A 17716-nucleotide genomic window follows, 5' to 3' on the forward strand; every position below is an offset into this window, starting at 1 on the left:
GCGCTCATTGAGAAAGTCACTCCCTGCCTATCGCTGGAAATGAGATCTCAGAACCGCCGCCTCACAAACAGGTGGGGCCGGGACATCGCATACCCATAATCTGCACGATCAGCGCAAAAAGCGGTGCTGGCAGCCTGATTTGTCGTTCTCCGTTTTCTCGGCATGGCGTGCTTCCCATCATCATGTTTTCGATGATGAAAAGCTGGCTATCCGAGGCTTTGGCGGTTGATGCTGGCCGGAGCGGTCTCTGGGAATTAAGCCGGAAACGTCCCTGAAATCCTGCGCCTCACATCATGTCGTGGTCTGGCAAATGATACTCGTTCCCTTCGCTCACGACATACCACAGCGGCAGAACGCCGGACCTCTCGACATAGCGATAGGCGATTTGTTCTTTCGATCCGAGAGAGCCAAGCGGCCTCGCCTTAAGCCCGGCAATGAATTTTCGAGCGGTGTCGAGACAGGCTCCTTTGGGACCCCAAAGGAAATGCCGCTGAACATGATAGTAGGCGGAGCGGTTCACGAAATTGAATGATGACAGCGGGGCGAGCGAGCGCCGCTCAAAGTACATTGTTAGCGCGGCATGGTCATCACGCAGGAAATCGCGGAACTCGACCGCGAAGGGGCATTCCATGCAGAAGGTCCGATCAGGCAAACCGCCATACCCTTTGTCACCTGGGCATTGCCACAGACATTTCTTCAACTTCTCGACTTGGTGGCCACCCGTCTCAAAGCAGTCGGTCAGCAGTTCCCTGTGAAACTCAAAGAAATCCGAGGAATCGATCAATCGGTACGTGATGCGGCGATAGAGGTTCTTCACGCTCGCTTGCGAGAGCTTGAGGCTCTTCGCAGCGTCTTCCGTCTTCTCGCCCGTAAAATACGCCCGCACGAGCGCCCGAAAGGTCGCTTCTGAGAGCTTTGAGCCGATGCAGTAGCGGTTTTTCACGCCGAAAACTCCGTCAAAACTTTGCAGTCAACTATTTGACAGAAATGAATTTATTCAATTTTTGATAGACCCGTAATCTTGCCTTCTATCCGAAAATCTTAGGATGAGCCTCCATCTCCCTCAAGCACGGATGGGCCGTGCCCCCTTTAGAAAGAGGCTCGATGTAGACCGATGACCAACGCAACCGAAAGCAACCCCATGTATTCATAGAGAAAAGAAAGATAACACATGCTCGACACCCACACCGCAAACGAAAAGCTCACTGTTCTGGCCGATCACCATATCGCCAACCGCCGCCTGTACCGCGAACGCATCTGGAAACCCGCACGCGCCATGCACGAAGAAGTCGGCTCCTACGCTGCCTGGCGGCGGGTGCTGGCAGAGATCGAGGACTTTGATGGTCGGCTCTATTTCCCCGATCAGCGCCCCTTCCGGCACCCGGAAATCTTCGAGATGTTCCCCGACGTCTGCAACCGCTGGATGGGGCTTTTTCTCGAAGCCGCGCCCTGCGGAACTGTCCCGAAGCGCTACGCCAGCCCGCTCACCTTCAACCGCGTCCGCGTGATTGAGCTCTACTGCCGCCTTTATGGTGAAACCGAAGACACCGCCGCTTGATACCGCTCCACCCCCCAAGATCGCCCCGAAGCGCACACCCGCGCCTCGGGGCTTTCCTTTTTAGCAAGCCTGCAAAATCCACCGCAGCAGCGCCCATAGGCCGTAGAGCGTGGCTGGCCACACAAGCGGCAGCGGCCAGCCAAGCCAGATCGGAAGCGCAAAGAGCGCCAGCCAGACGAGGCCGCGCGCCAGCAGCTCCGGCGCGGCGGGGCCGTTATTGGCGAGTATGCGCGGGTCATGCTGCCCCCGCGCCAGCGCGTCCGAGACATCGGGCAGATCGATCTTGCGCAAATTCGAGACCTGGCGGAGCTGCCAAAGTTTCACCGCGCTCCAAAGCGCCGTGATCAGCAGCGGGATCGGCCCGGCCAACCCGATCATCTGCGCGTAGTATGGGTGGAAGAGCGGCAGATAGATGACGCCGCTCAGCAGGATGACGAGCGCGGCATAGCCGAAGACGATATTGGCGGCGGTGAGGATGAAGAAATTTCTCATGGCCTCACCCCACGCTCAGGTAATCGCCGAGCAGCGCGCCGAGCGCCAAACCCTTGGCCGTGAAATCCACGGCGCGGGTGATCGGCTGGCCTGCGCGGCTCGGGTGAATGTCATAGAGCGGCCTGCCGCGCTGATCCCGAAAACGCCTCTCCAGAAAGTAGACGGGGCGATAGCCAATGACAGGCCGCGCCGCAGCCAGGGCGATGACCTGCACGGATGGATGCAAGCTCATCAACTCATCCGAGGTGATCAGGCGGCGCGGCATCGATGAATCCGAGGCCGAACGGAAGGCTGGATCGCCCAGCAGCCGCCCGCGCTCATACGCGCTATCAAGGCTGAGCTGGTGCAGGCTCGTCTGACCGCACAGCGCGGAGAGGTAATCCGCCGTGAAGCGGTCATTGGTGCCAAAGCACTGGATCAGCGCGCTATTGGCGAGAAAGCTCTCCCAGCGGTTCTTGTAGAGGTCTTTGAGCTGGGTGAAATCCTGCACCACCATGACGAACTGCATGCCGAAGCCCGCCATCAGGCCGACCGCTTGCTCGATGATCGCCATGCGCTCCAGCGTGGCCATTTCTTCCAGCAGGAACATCACGGGCGAGGACGGCTTCTTGGGGAGCGTGGTGATGGCCGAGATCAGAGCGCCGATTAGAACGCGCAGGAACCGCCGCGCCGTGGCGATCCTTCGGGCTGGCAGCACAATATAGATACTGGTGTTCTCGCCGATGGTTTTAGGCTCGAAGCTCTGCCCTGACAGGCAATCCGCCAATGGGCGGCTTTCCAGGAAATGCGTGTTGCGGTGCGCGGTCGAGATCACGCCGGAAAGCTCGCGCTCTTCCTTGTTGTCGATCCGCCCGCCAGCGGCCTTCACCAGGTCGAAGGGAGAGGCAAGCATCTGATCGATAGTTGCCCGGAACTCATCGCGGCTGGCATTTAAGAGTTGCCGCACCGCGCCGAGGCTGGCCGTGCCGTGCTCGGAAGCATGGAGGGCCAGACCAGCGATCAGGCTGGCCGCTTCCCCCGACCAATGGCTTTCCGAGCCGCCATCGGGGATGACGAGGCTATCGGCGAGCAGCATCGCATCATCAAAGGCATCATCTGCAAAGGGCTCGATATGCGCCGCCGGATTGAAAGTGGAGCGCGGGAGCCCAAGCTGGCTTGCCACCACATCAAACGGATCGATGAGGACAAGGTTCTGCCCCAGAACATCGCGGCGGTAGAGAGCCGTGATCAGCGCCAGCTCCCCATCTTTGATGTCGAGCACGATCACGCTGCCGGGGTGTTCCAGCAGGCGCGGGATAGCGCCGGAAACGCCTTTGCCGCCCCGCGTGGGGGCGACAATCAGCTCATGGCGATCACCATTATAGGTGACAGGCACCGCGCCTTGCCTAGCATCGCTTGCTGGCAGGTAGCCAAGGGTATGCCGCCCAAAAGGACCATACCCCCGCGCGGAGAGATGGGCGGGCTCCGCCCATCTCGCAGAACCATGGCTATCTGGATCAAAGCTCCAGAGCCGCCGCTGATCCTGCTCCTTTTGAAGGTCGCGCGGCATCATGGCTGAGCGCCTTCTTGGGCGGCGCAGGCAACCTGGCGCAGCACCGTCTGGCTTGAATAGGTCTCGCTCAGCACCTTGAAGTATTTGGGGAGCTGATCGGCCAGATCACCTTCATGGGTGAGGTAGCTATCAGCAATGGAGCGCAAGTACCGCTCTTCACGCCCGCCCAGGAAGTAGACGAAGGTCAGGGCATCGCCCTTTAGATCGCGCACTACGCTGGAAAGCTCGGTCTTCCTGTTGACCACGCCATCGGTGATGATGATGACGGCGCTTTGCTCGCCGGGCTTTTCGCGCGCCAACCACTCATAGGTATTTTTGAGCGGCTGAAAGAGATCGGTGCCGCCTCCGGCCTTCACCCCGCTCATCGAGAAGTTGGCGGCGCGGCAGTACCCGAGGCCAAGACCTTCCGATGGCTCGAAACTTCCCCCTTCATCGGCAAACGCTCCAACCACGCAGGTCGCATTGTCGGGCAGATCATCAATAAAGCTGCGCGCCGCCGCCTTCACATCGTCCATGACGTTCAGCATCGAGCCGGAGCGATCCAGCAAGATGACGAAGTTCATCGGAAGGCGGTCTGTAGAGGTGGCGCCCGAGGACGAGCCGAGCGGCACGGTTTTGGTGGAGCGCACCTGTACCACTTGCTCTTCGAAGCAGAGCTTTTCGCCGCCCGTGCGATAGAGCGCCAGAGCGCCTTGGGGCGGATCGATGACATTGCCCGCCCCATCACGGACAAGCGCCGTGATGACGAGCCCCTGATCATCCCGCGCGATATGCGTGATCTCCACCGAGCCGCCCGAGATACCAAGCACGATGTCGTGCTCGGCGTTGATATCGTAGTCGCTGGCAATCTCCGCGCCGAAATCATCAACCATGTTGATCGAGGCGACTATTTCCCGCAGGCGGTCAGTTGGCACCAGCTTGGGATCGGTGCGTACGCTGAGCAGCACATCGCCTTTGAAATCCTGCCAGCGCTGCACAGAGACATCGGCCTTGGCATTCAGATCGACGCGGGGGGCGAGCTGGAGGCGGACAATGCCGCCTCCGCTCTGGGTTTGGATGCCGATACTGGCGGGCAGGTTTCCTGCGCGCACCTCATCAATGCGCACCGGATTTTCGGCCATCACTGCGCTACCGATGGTTGAAATTGCAAACGCAGAGGAAAGAAGGAAGGAGCGAGCACACATGCCTTATTCCCTTCCCAGGATGTGGCCGAGATTGGAGCGCGTGCGCGCCCCATCCATGAGGTCGAAGTCCAGCTCGCCGGAACTAACGCGCGCCATCGCACCCGCGCCTTCCAGATGCTCCAGCACCATCTCGTCCTGATCGGCATGGACGTTGAGCAGCCGCAGGAAGCTGGCATCGATGGACAGGCTCCCAAGCTGCACTTCCGCAGGCACAGCTTGCGGCAGCGTGATCAGCCCATCCCCTTCATCACATGGGTAGCCCGCGTTGATGAACGGCCCTATCCCGATAAGGCGCAGATCACCCGGCCTTGTGATGCGCACATTGTTCCGCACCTCTTGCCAGGCCAGCGTCAAATCCGAGCAAGTCGGGCGGATCGTCAGAGCGTCCATGACGGACGCTCCTTGTTCGTAGAGCTGCTCGGGCGTGCCCGACCAGGTGATTTCGGTCGGGTTGGCCGAGGTGATAATATGGATCGTGGCGTGCTTGGTTGCCCGCCTGCGGCGGAGTTCCGTCAGCTCGCTTAAGGTCAGCCGCGCGGCCTCCATCTGGCTGTCGGGATCAGTCACGACCCCGCCGTTTTCGAAGACAACGAAGAAGGTCGGGCCTTTCTCGTCATCGCCCCAGGCATTGGCTTGGGGAGCCGATTGCAGGGTGAGCAGCCCGGCAAGGGCCAAAGACGCAAGAGTTCTTACGGTCATGGGTTAGCCTTTCTGAACGAGGGAGCGAGAGGCGCGCACGGTCAGCAGCGCCAGCACGGTGTTGACGAGGGCGAACAGCAAGGCGACGAAGATGCCGAGCCCTTGGTTCTGGGCGAGGAAATCCATCATCGGCGAGGCGTCTTGCTTATCGCCGAAGGGATTGGGACCCGTCTGCTGAGCGATCAGGGTGTAGAGATTGACGACTTCGAGCGCGATCACGGCGGCATAAACCAGCCCCGCCATGCCCGCTTTGACCCGGTTCATCGGGTTGGCGAGCCAGGCCCTCGGGTCTTCGTGGATGCCTTCCTCCAGCACCGCCGACCAGATCATCATCGGCACAGCGACAGAGAATACTGCCAGCAGGAAGGCCAGTAGGTGCGAGACGGTCATGTCTTCATCGATGAAGCAGAACAGACCGCCGAAGCCCGGCAGATCGCAGAGATACTGGCCGGAGATCAGCCCCATCGTTTCGGTATAAGTCGAAGCCAGCAGCACCAGTATCGATAGCTCAAGCGAAGCCACCAGCACGAAGACGGCGATTTGCTTGAAGCGGGGGCCACCGCCACCCGGCAGATAAGCCTCGGGCGGGAATTGGGAATGTCTATCAGGTTTCATGGTTAGCCTTTCACATCAGGTTGCGTTCCGTGCCTCCTTGGGCACCCCTCGCATCTGGTGTTCGAAAGGCAGAACTGGCGGACGCCGATGAGCGCTCACTCAGCTCAAAGTCTGAAACGGATCGGAAATCGGCGGATTTACGGTGCAATCGTCATTTGGCGTCAGAACCCCGTCAGCCTATAGCTCCTGCGCACGTAGGTAATTGAAAGGCATTCACCGGAAACGGATCGGAAGCGATAAGGCGTAGAGCGGGAAATATTTATATCCACAGATTCGATATGAGACAACGAATCATAATTCGCCATCCGGTCGCATTGCTGCTCTATTGAATTTTACAGAGCAAGAAGATGAAAATTATATTATTGATATTGACACTTACATCAATTATTTCGGCCACCTCATGCAGGGCCGAAGACACAACAAGGACAGCCGACGTTGGCTCCACTGGACAATACTGTGATAAATTTCACAAAGACGGCGCGCATTCATATGAGCATCTAACTGGAGCAGTCTTGAACGCAAAGAAAGAATTTCTCGCGATAGATTGCTTCGAGCCGGGATGCGCTGACAAATACTCCGCAAATTTTAACGCCCGCCTGGCCTCCCCAAGCGGGACGACCTTCAGGATAATTACAGAATCTGAATCGGGCGGCGAGCTTGAGAAAAAAGAGAACTATCTGGAAAAGGGTAGTTCGTATGAATTCTGCGGCAGAGAGCTCGTTCCTCCGGAGGGCATCACCAGGACTGAAACCCTATATCAAATCGATGATCCTAATAGCATTCAACTTATTGACGAAGGAGATTATGGCCACGCGAAGCGCAAGTGACATTTTACCATTTTTCCTGCGCACCATCATCGAACCCAACAAGCGCTATGGCTTCACCAAATTTGTGATCGTCGCACCGAAGAAGAGAGGAGAGCCGCCGGACTCCTTGAATTCGATGATGCAGACACCTAACATATCACCCAAGAGAGTGCAGTGAATAAATATAATAAAAACAAAGACCAAGTTGAGATTCTACCCGTTCCCCTTCAAATCGCGGCAGGCTTAGGACTACTTCTAGTGTCTGGCTTATGTTTTTATGACTACGCGATGAAACACACGGCGACGAGGTGCGAAAATAAACAGTGCCTCGAACAGTTTTTGTACGCCCTTGATTCTTTGGGCCCAACCATTTGGCTTATTGCGGCAGGCCTTGTTTCGGCTGGGATTATCAATCACGGCTTGAAGTTTTTTCCCCGATACCAAAAGCCGGGGACGTCTCAGCACTTAATTCGTTTCAGTATCGCTTGCTTGGTTGCATTGCTATATGCTGGTGGACCTTGGTATCCATACATCATCATGCGCACCTTAATAGCGCTTGCGTTTGTCGTTTCTCTAGGAATACTTCTTCGCATCCCCGCGCTGAGAGTTGATCCGGCCACCCGAGGAAGGCTGGAAATCCCCTTGCTTGTTTTGGCCGTTCTGTTGCTGACCTTAACTGCAAGCTCAACAGTAGGTAAGAGAAACTGCCAAAAGGGCATTTATCATTTGTGCTGGAAGTCCGTTGGACTTGAGGAGTACACGTATAAATTTTGAGCACGCGATATTTCAACATGGCTCCGAGCAGTGGTGGTGCTTTTTAGCGCGTGCAGACGACAAAGCCGAAGCCCAGGAAGGCTTGGTCAAAGTGGCGACGGCACAATCTCCGATGGTTCGATAGAGTATACTTCGGCTTCTCAACGCCGCTGCGAAGCTTGTACTACAAACGGTTGCCGGATGTGAGGCGGCTGAGTTGGGTCGGAACGCAAGCTGTGTTTTGTAGTACAAAACAGCTTGGCAAGGGGTCCCGCTGCGCGCCCCCGTTGCATCCCCCCGGCCAGTGGCTCTGTCAGGGCATTGAACCCATTCCAGAGCCATAGATCGTATCGCCGATCAACCACTCGCGGGAGACTTCGCTCTCCCCGCACCCATCGATCCTTTCAGGAAGACCATAGGGCTATCGCGCCCCTTGGAACCACTCGCAGGGCTTGGAGACGTGCCTCTCCATCCTACACCTCAGCCATGCACAAACGGCTGCCCGCTTGACCACCAATCAGGGGAGCGTTCCTGCTCCCACCGATACCCCCATGACCATTTCATGGAGACCAACCCTTCGCGGATTGGATGCCGTCACCTTGTCGTAGGTGAATCACGATCCAGGAGGCTTATCGCCGCCCCCTTGGAATTCCCGAACTCGTCAGACTTGGAGTTTTGCCACTCCAACCGACACCGAACCATGCACGAACGTCAGGCCGTTCGATCACCTCTAATTCGCGGCGGTCAGGAAGGAAGCATGTCAACTACGACCTTGCCTTGTACCCACCGCGCCGCCATTGCATGTTCTGCCCCATCAACCCGCTGACTACGGCGAGGATTGAAGCGGATTGGCCACTGGACGATGAGCATGACGCCGGAAGAAATCGAGCACGAGATGCACAAGGCGGCGTTCGACCAGAACCACGCCTCATTTCGTTCATTGAACCAGCAAATGTGGCAAATTCCCCTGATCTCGATGACCCTGACGGGCGGATTGTGGTTCGGCGTTTCACGGGTCGAGGATTTTCCGCTCTTCCAATTGGCGTTGCTCGTTCTGGCGGCAGCCGGGAACGGTGCACTCTTCGTGATCATCCTGCGCCTGCGTTTCGTCATGGAGCAGCATCTCAAGTGGCTGGAGGCGACCTATCCGGCAGGCTTTGTGTCCGCCAAAGGCAAGGACTGGTATAACAAACCTTTCCTCGTTCGCTCTTTGTTCCAGTCCATGCTATTGCTCGCGGCGATCCTCAGCTTGATTCTTTTTGTCGCCACAGCCTGGACCAACCGTGAAGAGGTGTTTGGACTCATGCCGCAAGACCCGGCTTTGACCTACTACGAGCAGCATGCGGCTAGTCTCGCTGACGGCTATGAAACCTTGTCGCTGGAATCTGCTCATCCCTCACTGCTCACGCTTATTCGCGAACACTTCAAGGACGAGCCGTTGAATGTCCTTGACGTCGGCGCTGGCACTGGACGGGATGCCGCATGGTTTGCTGCTAACGGCCACCGGATCGTGGCCGTTGAGCCCTCGGAAGCCATGCAAACTATCGGCAAGCGGCTCCACCCATCTCCTGACATCGAATGGCGTCAGGACAGCCTGCCAGCGCTCAGTGAAACACTGAGTTCGGGCGAGAAATTCGACCTAATCGTACTCAGCGCCGTTTGGATGCATGTTAAGCCGGACGACAGGCAGAAAGCTCTGAAAACCCTCGCAAGCCTCCTGAAACCGAATGGCAAAATCTATCTGACTTTGCGGATCGGTCCCTCTGAGCCCGCGCGCGGCATTCACCGTGTCTCGGAAAGTGCCCTGCAAGATCAGCTCGCAGAGCTTTCTCTGAGCGCCGAAAAGCTGGACGAGCAAGCGGACTTGCTCGGGCGCACCAACATTCGCTGGATCGCCATGAGCATTTCAAAACCGTAGAAGCTTAGCTGGCAGGCCAGGAAGACGACAATCCCCCGGCTCAGTTGATCCCGATGGCTTCCTCAATGGCTCGGCGGATCACCGTGCGCCCGGAGCCAGACGGATTGCGGAAGCGTTCAGCGGAAAAGTCGATCTCTCTCGCACCGTCCAAAATGCCTGCGAAGTACTCCACTCGGATGTCTTTCGCCTCCAAGGACTGCGCCGCAATCTTGCGCAAGACGTCGAAAATCGCCTGCACGCCGATAGTGCGGAAGATGAACGAGTCATCATTGGCGGGTTTCCAAAAAACGTCTTCGCTCGCTTTCAGGTAATTCAGCACCATCTTGTAGATGAGCGCATCATTCCCATCGATAAAAACTTCCCGCAGTGGTGATCGGTCTTTCGGGCCGCTGCTTAGTTCACTACGAGGGCTTGCTTCGTCCTTCCGCATGAGATTGGCATCGCGTTTCGGATTGCTAGAGAATAGCCGCAATATTCCGTCTACGATTACAGCCGTAGAGACTTTCCACTTTGCCTTTTCCGCAAGCTCTTCCAGCGCCGCGTCGCGTTTTGGGGCGACCATGATCCGCCCTTGCAGCGGGGAGTCGGCATCGGTTCCAAGTTTTCGTGTGAAGAACACTGCCAGCTTGTCCGGCGTCCAATATGCCTCGTCTTCGTCCGAGACATTGTAGCCGAACAACTCGTAGGTCAGACTCCGATCCACCCGCTTTTGCGTGGAGTTGATCGTCGCAAATATCTGCGCCTGCAAAGCCTTGGGCAAATCGATAAACACAGAGCAAAGCAGGTTCATATCCTTCATTGCCTCGGCGTCCGCCCGCGCGAAGGAGAACAGGCGATGTTGCCCATCGATGATAGCTGCGAGTTTATCGGAGGACGGAATTGTCAGCTTATGACAGCCATCCGCCGATTCAGTGATCGTCCAGACGCGGGAAGCATCAATCGGCTTTCCGTCTTCTTCTGACGAAATGTATTCCAATTCGCCCTGATCGAGACCCGTCTCAAGATCATAGTTTGCAGCCACGATGATGGAATTCGGGAAGGCGGAGTCCACACGGTTAATATAGTCGCCGATCTCGGTCAGGCGCTTATCCTGGATAAGACGCTGTGTGCCCTCCAGCGTGTAGCCGCTGCCATCCGCTTTCATCGTGGCACGCATCCTGTCACTCGCAGCCACCTGCAAGAGAAGTTCCGCCGGAAGCGCGACCACGTAGAAGGTGCCGAGCCGTTGATCGACTTGGAGCGCCTTGGTCTCGTAGGGAAAGGTAAACTGCGTCATTCCCGAAACTCGCTCGTATCGCCCTTAAGCGTTCGCTTGGTATCTCCGCCGCTAGCCGCGTCGACGGGTCCGCTTTTGTAGGTGGGATCATCCCCGTTGGTGAACCACCAGAGCCACACCGCTACAACGGCAAAGAAGACAGATGCCCAAAAGGTAAGATCGGGAAAGGTTGGATGAAATACGCTGATCAATACGACAGCGCCGAAGGCGGTGAGGCTGACGAAGTAACCAAAAGAAACCAGCACTTTGTCCCGGTTTCCCGTAGAGGCAAGCATGAGTTGGAGCGATGACGACCCGATCAAGGCGGGAAAGAACGTCGCCAACGCCGTCAGCACGCCATCGTAGTTGGCCGGGCTCGTTGCGCTCGCAACCTTGATGAGCTCCACCCAGATACCGAGGCAGCCGAGTCCAATAATGGCAAGCAGTACGTAAAACACGAACGGCGCATCCGAGAATGGTTGTTGGGTTCGGCGGCAAATTTCTCGCCGCAAATAGAGCCAATCTCCATGTTTTACTTCCGACTTACCATTTGTGCTCAATGGCCGGTCTCCATCCACTTAAATTCTTTTGGTAATCACCAAGCCTTGATCTTGCGTGCGGTCAGATCACCGCGCCGCCGGATATAGGCTTGTCCGGTTTGCAGGGTTGTCAGGTTCACGCCCTTGCCAAGCACGCGGGCGGCGCTGCCTGGCTTGGCGTTGGTCGAGAACGCGCCAACCAGCCCCATCTGATCAAGAAAATCATCGTCCTCGCCGGAGAAGTCATCCGGCGATTGCGAGACCAGCATGATGGCTCCGCCCTTCGAGCGACTCATGCGGATCAGGCGCGAAAGCGAAGGCAACTTGGTGCTGAGGATTTGGTGGGCTTCATCGACCATGCAGATTATCCGAAGGCCGCGCGCACCGTCCGCGCTGCTCTCGGCATCCACCAGACTATTAAGATACTGATCCAGCGCATCTAGAAGCAGGTTCACCACGATGGTTCTGCTATCTTCCGGCACGTTCGGGGGCAGCTTGATGATCCAGCTTTTCTGGAAGAACTCCGCAGGGGAGAGCTTGGGTTGAAAGAGCGGGAAACGGCACAGCTCTTCCATGCTGGCAGTCGCGCCGTCCTCCTTCATCTCGTGTTCCTGATAGACTTCAAACAACCGCTCACGGATGTGTTGCAGCTCGCACGTCTCTTCGCTCATTAAAGCGCGGCTGGCCGCTTCGTGCACGGCGGAACGCTGGCGATCACCGAGGCGGCTGCCTTTCAGCCGCGAGAAGGATTCACGAAAGCGCAGCGCGGCTTCATCAATACCGTACTGGTCGCGCGCCGTGAGCTTGAGGACATCGAGCGGGATCGGGGTGCGCGGCGGCTCGATCACTTGCGCATCGAAGGCTTCGCCCAGCGGGGTCTGACCTTGCGTGCCAGTGAAGTCGGCAAGATCGCCTTTGAAGTCGAATGCGAGCAGCGGCACCGGGGCTCGCTCGCGGATCGCCCGCAGCATGGCTGCTGCCATGACGGTCTTCCCCGAGCCGCTACCGCCCATAATGGCGCTATGCGGTGAGCCGCCCTTACCATTGACGCTCCAGAGCACCTTTTCCTTGGTACTCACGTCTTCGCCGATTTCCCCAATCGGCACTTCAATCTGACCACTGGAGAAGGTCGCGCCCGAAAGAGTGCCACCCATGTTCGGGAGCGAGCCGCCCGCCGTTGGCAATTCGGCAACTTCAACCAGGCGCTTGATGAACTTGGCGACATCTTGGCCGGACTGATCCCAATCCTTGTCCAGATGCCCAAGGCCGCGCCGCCAATGGGCACCGACAAGGGCAACCAGCTTGCGCACGTCTAGCTCGGGCTCTGCCGCCCTTTGCGCAATCAATGCAACCCAGACCGAAAGCGCCGTGCCCGTCCCAAAGAGGGTATCGCCTTTGATCACTTTGCCGGGATCAAGCTCATCGCTCAGAAGTTCAGGCGGAGCCGCGATAGCGAGCGAGCGCGAAATCGCAAGGCGCGCTGGCAGGTAGCGTTTGCGCATGCCCAGGCGACCCATAAAGGCCGTGTTCAGCGTGTCGCTCTCTTCATCTGTGCGGAAATTTGCGCCCGCGACTTCAACCAGTGACAGGCTCATACGCGCGCCCCCGCTTCTTCAAAGTAGCCGGGACGTGCCGTGGATTGGCCGATATCGCCAACACGCTCAAAGTTCACCAGATACTTTTTCTGCACATGCGGCTCAATCTCCCGCAAATACTCGCCCACCACCTCGGTATTGGTCGAGAGCAGGATGACTTGGTGTTCGCGCTGGACGAGATGGTTCAGCACGCCTTTGCGGTGCTCGATATCGAGCCGCCCAAGCGGGGTATCCACGACCATCGGGAAGCCGCGCCCCGAAACCGAGGACACCGCCGAGATCAGCGCTTGGGTGAAAATCTGCTTTTCGCCCGCCGAGAGGTCATACCCCCGCAAATCCATCCCGTCCGTGTTCAGCAGTTTCACATCGCAATTCTCGTCAATGGCGATGCGCTCCACGAGGTCTTTCTTATGCGCCATCGAGCGGTGCGCCTTGGTCATGGCAGCGGCAATGGCTTCAATCTGGCTCGGCACCGCCTTGGCAACGATTTCATCGACCATCGATGCGACTTTTAGAGCGCGCATGGCACGGCGTACAGAGGGCTTGGCCTGATCCCATTGCCCGGCCAGCTTGGTCAGATCGGTGTTCTTTTGGTTGATCTGGCTTTCCAGCGCCGACATCTCGCGTTTCAGCGCGCCGATTTCCTGATCGAGCGCCTGAATCTCGCCGTTCAGATGTGACAGACGCTCACGCTTGGAATCCACATGCGGCGCGACGGCTTAGGTGCGGGTTACTTCTTCCTGCAAGCGGCGCAGCGCATCCTCATTGGAACTGATCATGTTGAGCAATTCGACAATTGCAGGCGCGCCCAGCTCATCCAGCTCGTCCAGACGGTCGATCACCTTCGCCCGCTCAACCTCATTGAGGTAAGCATGCAAGTAGTCATCGGCGCAGTTGTCCGGCGGCGGGAACCACAGCTTTTCCCAGGCGCTTCGAGCGCTATCCAGCACCGCGCTGCGTTGACCACTGCTCAGTGCGGGATCGATAACCTCCATCCCGGTATCCACAGCGCTGATGAAGCGCTCCAGATTGCTATCACCTTGATTGCGTCCGTTCTCCCAGCGCTCGCGTACGCTCTCGCTGGTCAGCCGCTCTTTCAAGCCTTCACGCAGGCCGAGGCCGGATAGCGCCAGAGCGATATCCTTCATCATCAGCTCTTCAAGCTGGCTGCGCCCTTGTTCAATGGCACGCTCATAGTTCTTGATTTGCTCGAATTGCTCTTGCAGCAGCGCTTGAGAGCCCGCGCCGTAGCTTGCCAGCTCGCGCGTGAGATGCTCACGCTCTTCCTTGAGTTCGGCCAGAGACGGCTCAATCTCGGTGTAGCGTTCGGATTTCTTATCAAACTCGAAGGTGAGCTGGTGGCGCTCAAGCTCAAGTTTTTCGATGGTCTTGTCCGAGACGTTCGGAGAGTCCTTGCGGCGCACTTCGGCGTAGGAGCGAAGGTCTTTGGCCAGCGTTTTTAGCACGGGGATACCGAGCAGCCCCTCGATACCCGCACGCACCTGCGCCGACATCTCGCGCTCGGCCAGAACGCTGACCTGTTCGCCGTCGAACATGAAGAAATGCGCCAGCGTGAAGGGGAGCAGGTTTTCGGCAATGTATTCCCGGAACCAGTCAGCCCGTTCATTGCCTTGCAGAGCGCCGGGGCCGACCGCCTTGCGGGTCGTGCCCTGGAAGATGTGAACCTCTTCATCCTGCGGGCGGTAGACGCCAGCATCGTTGAAGTGCCAGACGCGCTGAATTTCCAGAGGTTCGTCATCATCATCGACGAACGTGAGCTTGATCGAACATGAATTTCGTCCCGCAGCAATCGCTCCGCGATGAAGTGCCCTTTCAAGGAAGTCCTTGTAAGAAGTCGCCAGGCGCTCTTTGTCGCCGCCCGACAATTGCTTTCTAGCGATCAGCGGCAGGCCATCCCGCCCGAACATGCCAAGAATTATGGCTTCGAAGAGGCTTGTCTTGCCGTAGCCATTCGGCGCGCCGATTAGAATGATGTTCTTGCCAGGACGTGGGCCGGGGAAGTCGAAACTGGATGTCGTATAGGCTTTCCAGTCGCGGAGCGTGATCTGCGAAATATACATCGGGTTATTCGTCTACCTGAATCCGGTCGAGAATATCGTCAAAAGAGTCCCAGAGGCCCGCACGGCGCTGCTTGCCCGTTTGCTCGACTTCTGCCTGCACGAGTTCCTGAAACTCGGCGAAGAGCAATCCGTTCGACTTACACGCGTCCTTGATCATCGCCCGTCCATCGGCGTTATCCAGCAGGACAACAACATTACGCGGCATCTACTTCTCCTTCCTCACTTCGCGGACGCTCATCGGTCTGGCGTTCGCGTAAGTGCCCAGCTCCTCGGCCCAGATTTCGTGGATCAGAGCGATTTCTTCTTCGCTAATCAAGCTTTGTCCGGTTTCCGTTTCGAGGTTCCGTAGCTTGGTGAGGATTTCAGATCGCGTTTGCAGGGTGAATGGGCCGGGAATGAAGGTGCCGCCATCGGTAATGGTGATGCGCCCATCGCGGCGGCGTGCCTGCCTGCGTTCCTTGTCATTGCGGATCGAGGCCAGCCAATCACGGAAGTCCAGAAGCGGACCAAATTCCGTGTAGCCGTATTCCACAAAGCCCTCCAGGCTGCGGTCTTTCTCGACCACCGTGCAAGTCCAGCAGCCAAAGCGCGACGATGTTGTGCCGCAGGACGGAGCATCCTCCTTGGACGTCACCACCGGACACTCGCCCCCACTGGCTTCACGGTAAAGGCCGATCAGCTTGAGGTGCGAGCCGCCCCACGGCGGCTCGTGCAGCGCCAGGAATTCCCACACTTCATCGGTATCCAGCTCCACAATCGGGCGGAAGACCATGCAGCCAACGAGGTCATTGTGCTTGTTCAGGCGCTCGCCGTTGTCATAGCGGCCAACAGAAGCCGCCCGCGTCGCGCTCTCCGAACGGCGCACACCGAGCAGCAGGATGACTTGCCCTGCATCATCGACCTGAGACTTGATGTAGCGGCTCGTGGGCAGGATCTTCATGCGATCCGTGCACCAGCGGAAAGAACGGTTAGGCGAGGGATACCCCCGGCCAATCAGATTCACCCAGAAGGATTGATCCGGGGCTGGCCGGGTAATCTTGGTAACAACAGGCAATCCGAATGCCTGCGCCGCGTTATTAATTTCTTCGACGCTGTCGATAATGTGCTGAACGACGAGCGGGCTTTCCACCAGCGTGTCATTCGCAACAATATGGACGGGGCGCTTTCTCTGGCTCGGTGGAAGAGACATCAGCATGTCAAAGACGAGATGAGCTACGAGCGTGCTGTCTTTGCCGCCGGAATATCCGATGATCCAGGGATATGTGTGATCCTGGCGGTACTCATCCAAAAGCTCCGCCTTGATCGATCTGAAAACTGAAGCGCTGTCTGCGTCCATCAGTGCTGCATCTGCGCTGTCCAGCCCCATTTCTGCCCCATGATTCTGCATTTTTTTACTGTATCTTGTGTACCAGCAAGCTTCGCCTACTGTAAATTGCGGATCGGCCTTGCGGACCCCCATGTGCCCTTACTGCCGCGTCGTCAGGCTCCTGCGACGCAGACGTGTGGATGTATATCCTGTGTGTTCGGGCGCACCCCGCAGGCGCGGGGCCGGGCTGTCGTGAACAGAGCCTATCGTCTCTGCCATCCGGCTACCATCCCTTGCGTGTTGGTCAGGGCGCTTGATGCGCCCCTCTGGTTGAGCGCGGCTGTATAGCAGCCGCGCGTTTCTCATTCGTTTCCTGGGGGCTTCCAGCCCCATCTGCCGTCAAGACCCAAGTCCCTTGCCATGGCTGCGGGAGAAAGGATCGGAGCCGTGGCTCGTCCTCCTTCGCCTGCGGCTACGGCGGGACTGCGCCCGCACCACCTTCCGATCCTTTCGATCTTGACGGCCTCCCCCCGCTCATTGGCGCGGGCCTAGTCCGGTTGCATGCGCAACCGACTATCCAATGGAGGAAAAAGGGCATGAAGACAGATGTTTATCAGAAAGTAACCGACAAGATTATTGCCGATCTGGAGCAAGGCGAGCTGTCTTGGCTCAAGCCGTGGAACAGCGGCAATTTAGAGGGAAAGATCACCAAGCCCCTGCGGCACAACGGCATGCCCTACAACGGAATCAATGTGCTGATGCTATGGGGCGCGGCGGTCGAGGCGGGCTATCTCTCGCCGTTCTGGATGACCTTCAAGCAGGCCAAGGAGCTGGGCGCGCATGTCAAGAAGGGCGAGCGCGGAAACCTCGTGGTCTATGCCAACACCATCACGAAAACCGAAGAGCAGGACGACGGCAGCGAGGAAGAGCGCAAAATCCCCTTCATGAAGGGATACAGCGTGTTCAATGTCGAGCAGATCGAAGGGCTGCCCGAGCATTACTACGCCAAGCCCGAGCCCGTGATTGATCCCGCCTTGCGGATCGAGCACGCGGAAGAATTTTTCGGCAATACTGGCGCAGACATCCGCCACGGCGGCAACAGTGCCCACTATAGCGGCGGCAGCGATCATGTGCAGATGCCAGCCTTCGAGACCTTCCGCAGCCCTGAGAGCTACTACGCCACCCTTGCCCATGAGCTGACCCACTGGACGAAACACAAAACCCGCCTTGATCGTGACTTTGGTCGCAAGAAATGGGGCGATGAAGGCTATGAGCTTGCCCCCGGATGCCGGACTGGGCCGATATTCACTATGCGGCCATCTTGGCGGCCATGTCGATCCTTGCCTGCTCCGGCGTGCGATAT

At 57.8% G+C, this 17716-nt stretch carries 18 protein-coding genes; 5 read left to right on the plus strand and 13 right to left on the minus strand.

Annotation, left to right across the window (positions count from 1 at the left end; all coding sequences use genetic code 11):
- Positions 1 to 286: 286 nt before the first annotated feature.
- Entirely contained in the window at positions 287 to 943 is a 657-nt protein-coding gene (locus tag HCC78_RS28395) for a hypothetical protein (protein ID WP_172332126.1), read from the minus strand.
- Positions 944 to 1171: 228 nt separating this feature from the next.
- Between HCC78_RS28395 and HCC78_RS28400 the strand changes: the two genes are divergently transcribed.
- A complete protein-coding gene (locus tag HCC78_RS28400; RefSeq protein WP_172332127.1) occupies positions 1172 to 1558 on the plus strand; it encodes a hypothetical protein in 387 nt (128 codons plus the stop codon).
- Positions 1559 to 1618: 60 nt separating this feature from the next.
- Here HCC78_RS28400 and HCC78_RS28405 read toward each other — a convergent pair whose 3' ends face one another.
- The 5 genes from HCC78_RS28405 to HCC78_RS28425 are packed head-to-tail and all read right to left on the minus strand — an operon-like array spanning position 1619 to position 6100.
- Positions 1619 to 2050 (minus strand): hypothetical protein, encoded by a 432-nt coding sequence (locus tag HCC78_RS28405; protein ID WP_172332128.1) that lies wholly within the window; start codon positions 2048 to 2050, stop codon positions 1619 to 1621.
- Positions 2051 to 2054: 4 nt separating this feature from the next.
- Complete coding sequence (locus tag HCC78_RS28410) at positions 2055 to 3602, minus strand: type IV secretory system conjugative DNA transfer family protein (RefSeq protein WP_172332129.1); 1548 nt, start codon at positions 3600 to 3602, stop codon at positions 2055 to 2057.
- Positions 3599 to 4786, minus strand: a complete 1188-nt coding sequence (locus HCC78_RS28415; protein ID WP_172332130.1) for a VWA domain-containing protein — start codon at positions 4784 to 4786, stop codon at positions 3599 to 3601. The genes HCC78_RS28410 and HCC78_RS28415 overlap by 4 nt, the downstream gene beginning before the upstream one ends.
- A gap of 3 nt (positions 4787 to 4789) precedes the next feature.
- Complete coding sequence (locus tag HCC78_RS28420) at positions 4790 to 5485, minus strand: hypothetical protein (RefSeq protein WP_172332131.1); 696 nt, start codon at positions 5483 to 5485, stop codon at positions 4790 to 4792.
- A 3-nt stretch (positions 5486 to 5488) separates the two neighbouring features.
- The gene (locus HCC78_RS28425) at positions 5489 to 6100 is read right to left on the minus strand and encodes a hypothetical protein (RefSeq protein ID WP_172332132.1); all 612 of its coding nucleotides are present in this window, start codon (positions 6098 to 6100) and stop codon (positions 5489 to 5491) included.
- A 347-nt stretch (positions 6101 to 6447) separates the two neighbouring features.
- Between HCC78_RS28425 and HCC78_RS28430 the strand changes: the two genes are divergently transcribed.
- From HCC78_RS28430 to HCC78_RS28440, 3 genes are all read left to right on the plus strand, one after another.
- Positions 6448 to 6927: a hypothetical protein gene (locus HCC78_RS28430; protein ID WP_172332133.1), complete on the plus strand. Its 480-nt coding sequence runs from the start codon at positions 6448 to 6450 to the stop codon at positions 6925 to 6927.
- Between the two features lie 153 nt (positions 6928 to 7080).
- Entirely contained in the window at positions 7081 to 7680 is a 600-nt protein-coding gene (locus tag HCC78_RS28435) for a hypothetical protein (RefSeq protein WP_172332134.1), read from the plus strand.
- 847 nt (positions 7681 to 8527) lie between these two features.
- On the plus strand, positions 8528 to 9577 hold the full coding sequence (locus HCC78_RS28440; RefSeq protein WP_172332135.1) for a bifunctional 2-polyprenyl-6-hydroxyphenol methylase/3-demethylubiquinol 3-O-methyltransferase UbiG: 1050 nt from the start codon (positions 8528 to 8530) through the stop codon (positions 9575 to 9577).
- A 40-nt stretch (positions 9578 to 9617) separates the two neighbouring features.
- Here the strand turns inward: HCC78_RS28440 and HCC78_RS28445 are convergent, their stop codons facing one another.
- From HCC78_RS28445 to dndC, 7 genes are all read right to left on the minus strand, one after another.
- On the minus strand, positions 9618 to 10853 hold the full coding sequence (locus HCC78_RS28445; RefSeq protein ID WP_172332136.1) for a DNA phosphorothioation-associated DGQHR protein 1: 1236 nt from the start codon (positions 10851 to 10853) through the stop codon (positions 9618 to 9620).
- Entirely contained in the window at positions 10850 to 11290 is a 441-nt protein-coding gene (locus HCC78_RS28450; RefSeq protein WP_172332137.1) for a hypothetical protein, read from the minus strand. Before HCC78_RS28450 ends, HCC78_RS28445 begins: the two co-directional genes overlap by 4 nt.
- Before the next feature lie 137 nt (positions 11291 to 11427).
- Positions 11428 to 12966 carry a helicase HerA domain-containing protein gene (locus HCC78_RS28455; protein WP_172332138.1) on the minus strand — a complete coding sequence of 513 codons (1539 nt, stop codon included), beginning with the start codon at positions 12964 to 12966 and terminating at the stop codon, positions 11428 to 11430.
- On the minus strand, positions 12963 to 13670 hold the full coding sequence (locus HCC78_RS33310) for a hypothetical protein (protein ID WP_216671351.1): 708 nt from the start codon (positions 13668 to 13670) through the stop codon (positions 12963 to 12965). Before HCC78_RS33310 ends, HCC78_RS28455 begins: the two co-directional genes overlap by 4 nt.
- Before the next feature lie 15 nt (positions 13671 to 13685).
- Entirely contained in the window at positions 13686 to 15047 is a 1362-nt protein-coding gene (locus tag HCC78_RS28460; protein ID WP_216671352.1) for an AAA family ATPase, read from the minus strand.
- 4 nt (positions 15048 to 15051) lie between these two features.
- Positions 15052 to 15252 carry a hypothetical protein gene (locus HCC78_RS28465; RefSeq protein ID WP_172332139.1) on the minus strand — a complete coding sequence of 67 codons (201 nt, stop codon included), beginning with the start codon at positions 15250 to 15252 and terminating at the stop codon, positions 15052 to 15054.
- Positions 15253 to 16506 (minus strand): DNA phosphorothioation system sulfurtransferase DndC, encoded by a 1254-nt coding sequence (dndC, locus tag HCC78_RS28470; RefSeq protein ID WP_216671353.1) that lies wholly within the window; start codon positions 16504 to 16506, stop codon positions 15253 to 15255.
- A gap of 443 nt (positions 16507 to 16949) precedes the next feature.
- Here dndC and HCC78_RS28475 point away from each other — a divergent pair.
- A partial coding sequence (locus HCC78_RS28475; RefSeq protein WP_253949412.1) for an ArdC family protein occupies positions 16950 to 17716 on the plus strand: 767 nt, incomplete at its 3' end.

This window comes from Mangrovicoccus sp. HB161399, assembly GCF_013184745.1.
Lineage (GTDB): Bacteria > Pseudomonadota > Alphaproteobacteria > Rhodobacterales > Rhodobacteraceae > Mangrovicoccus.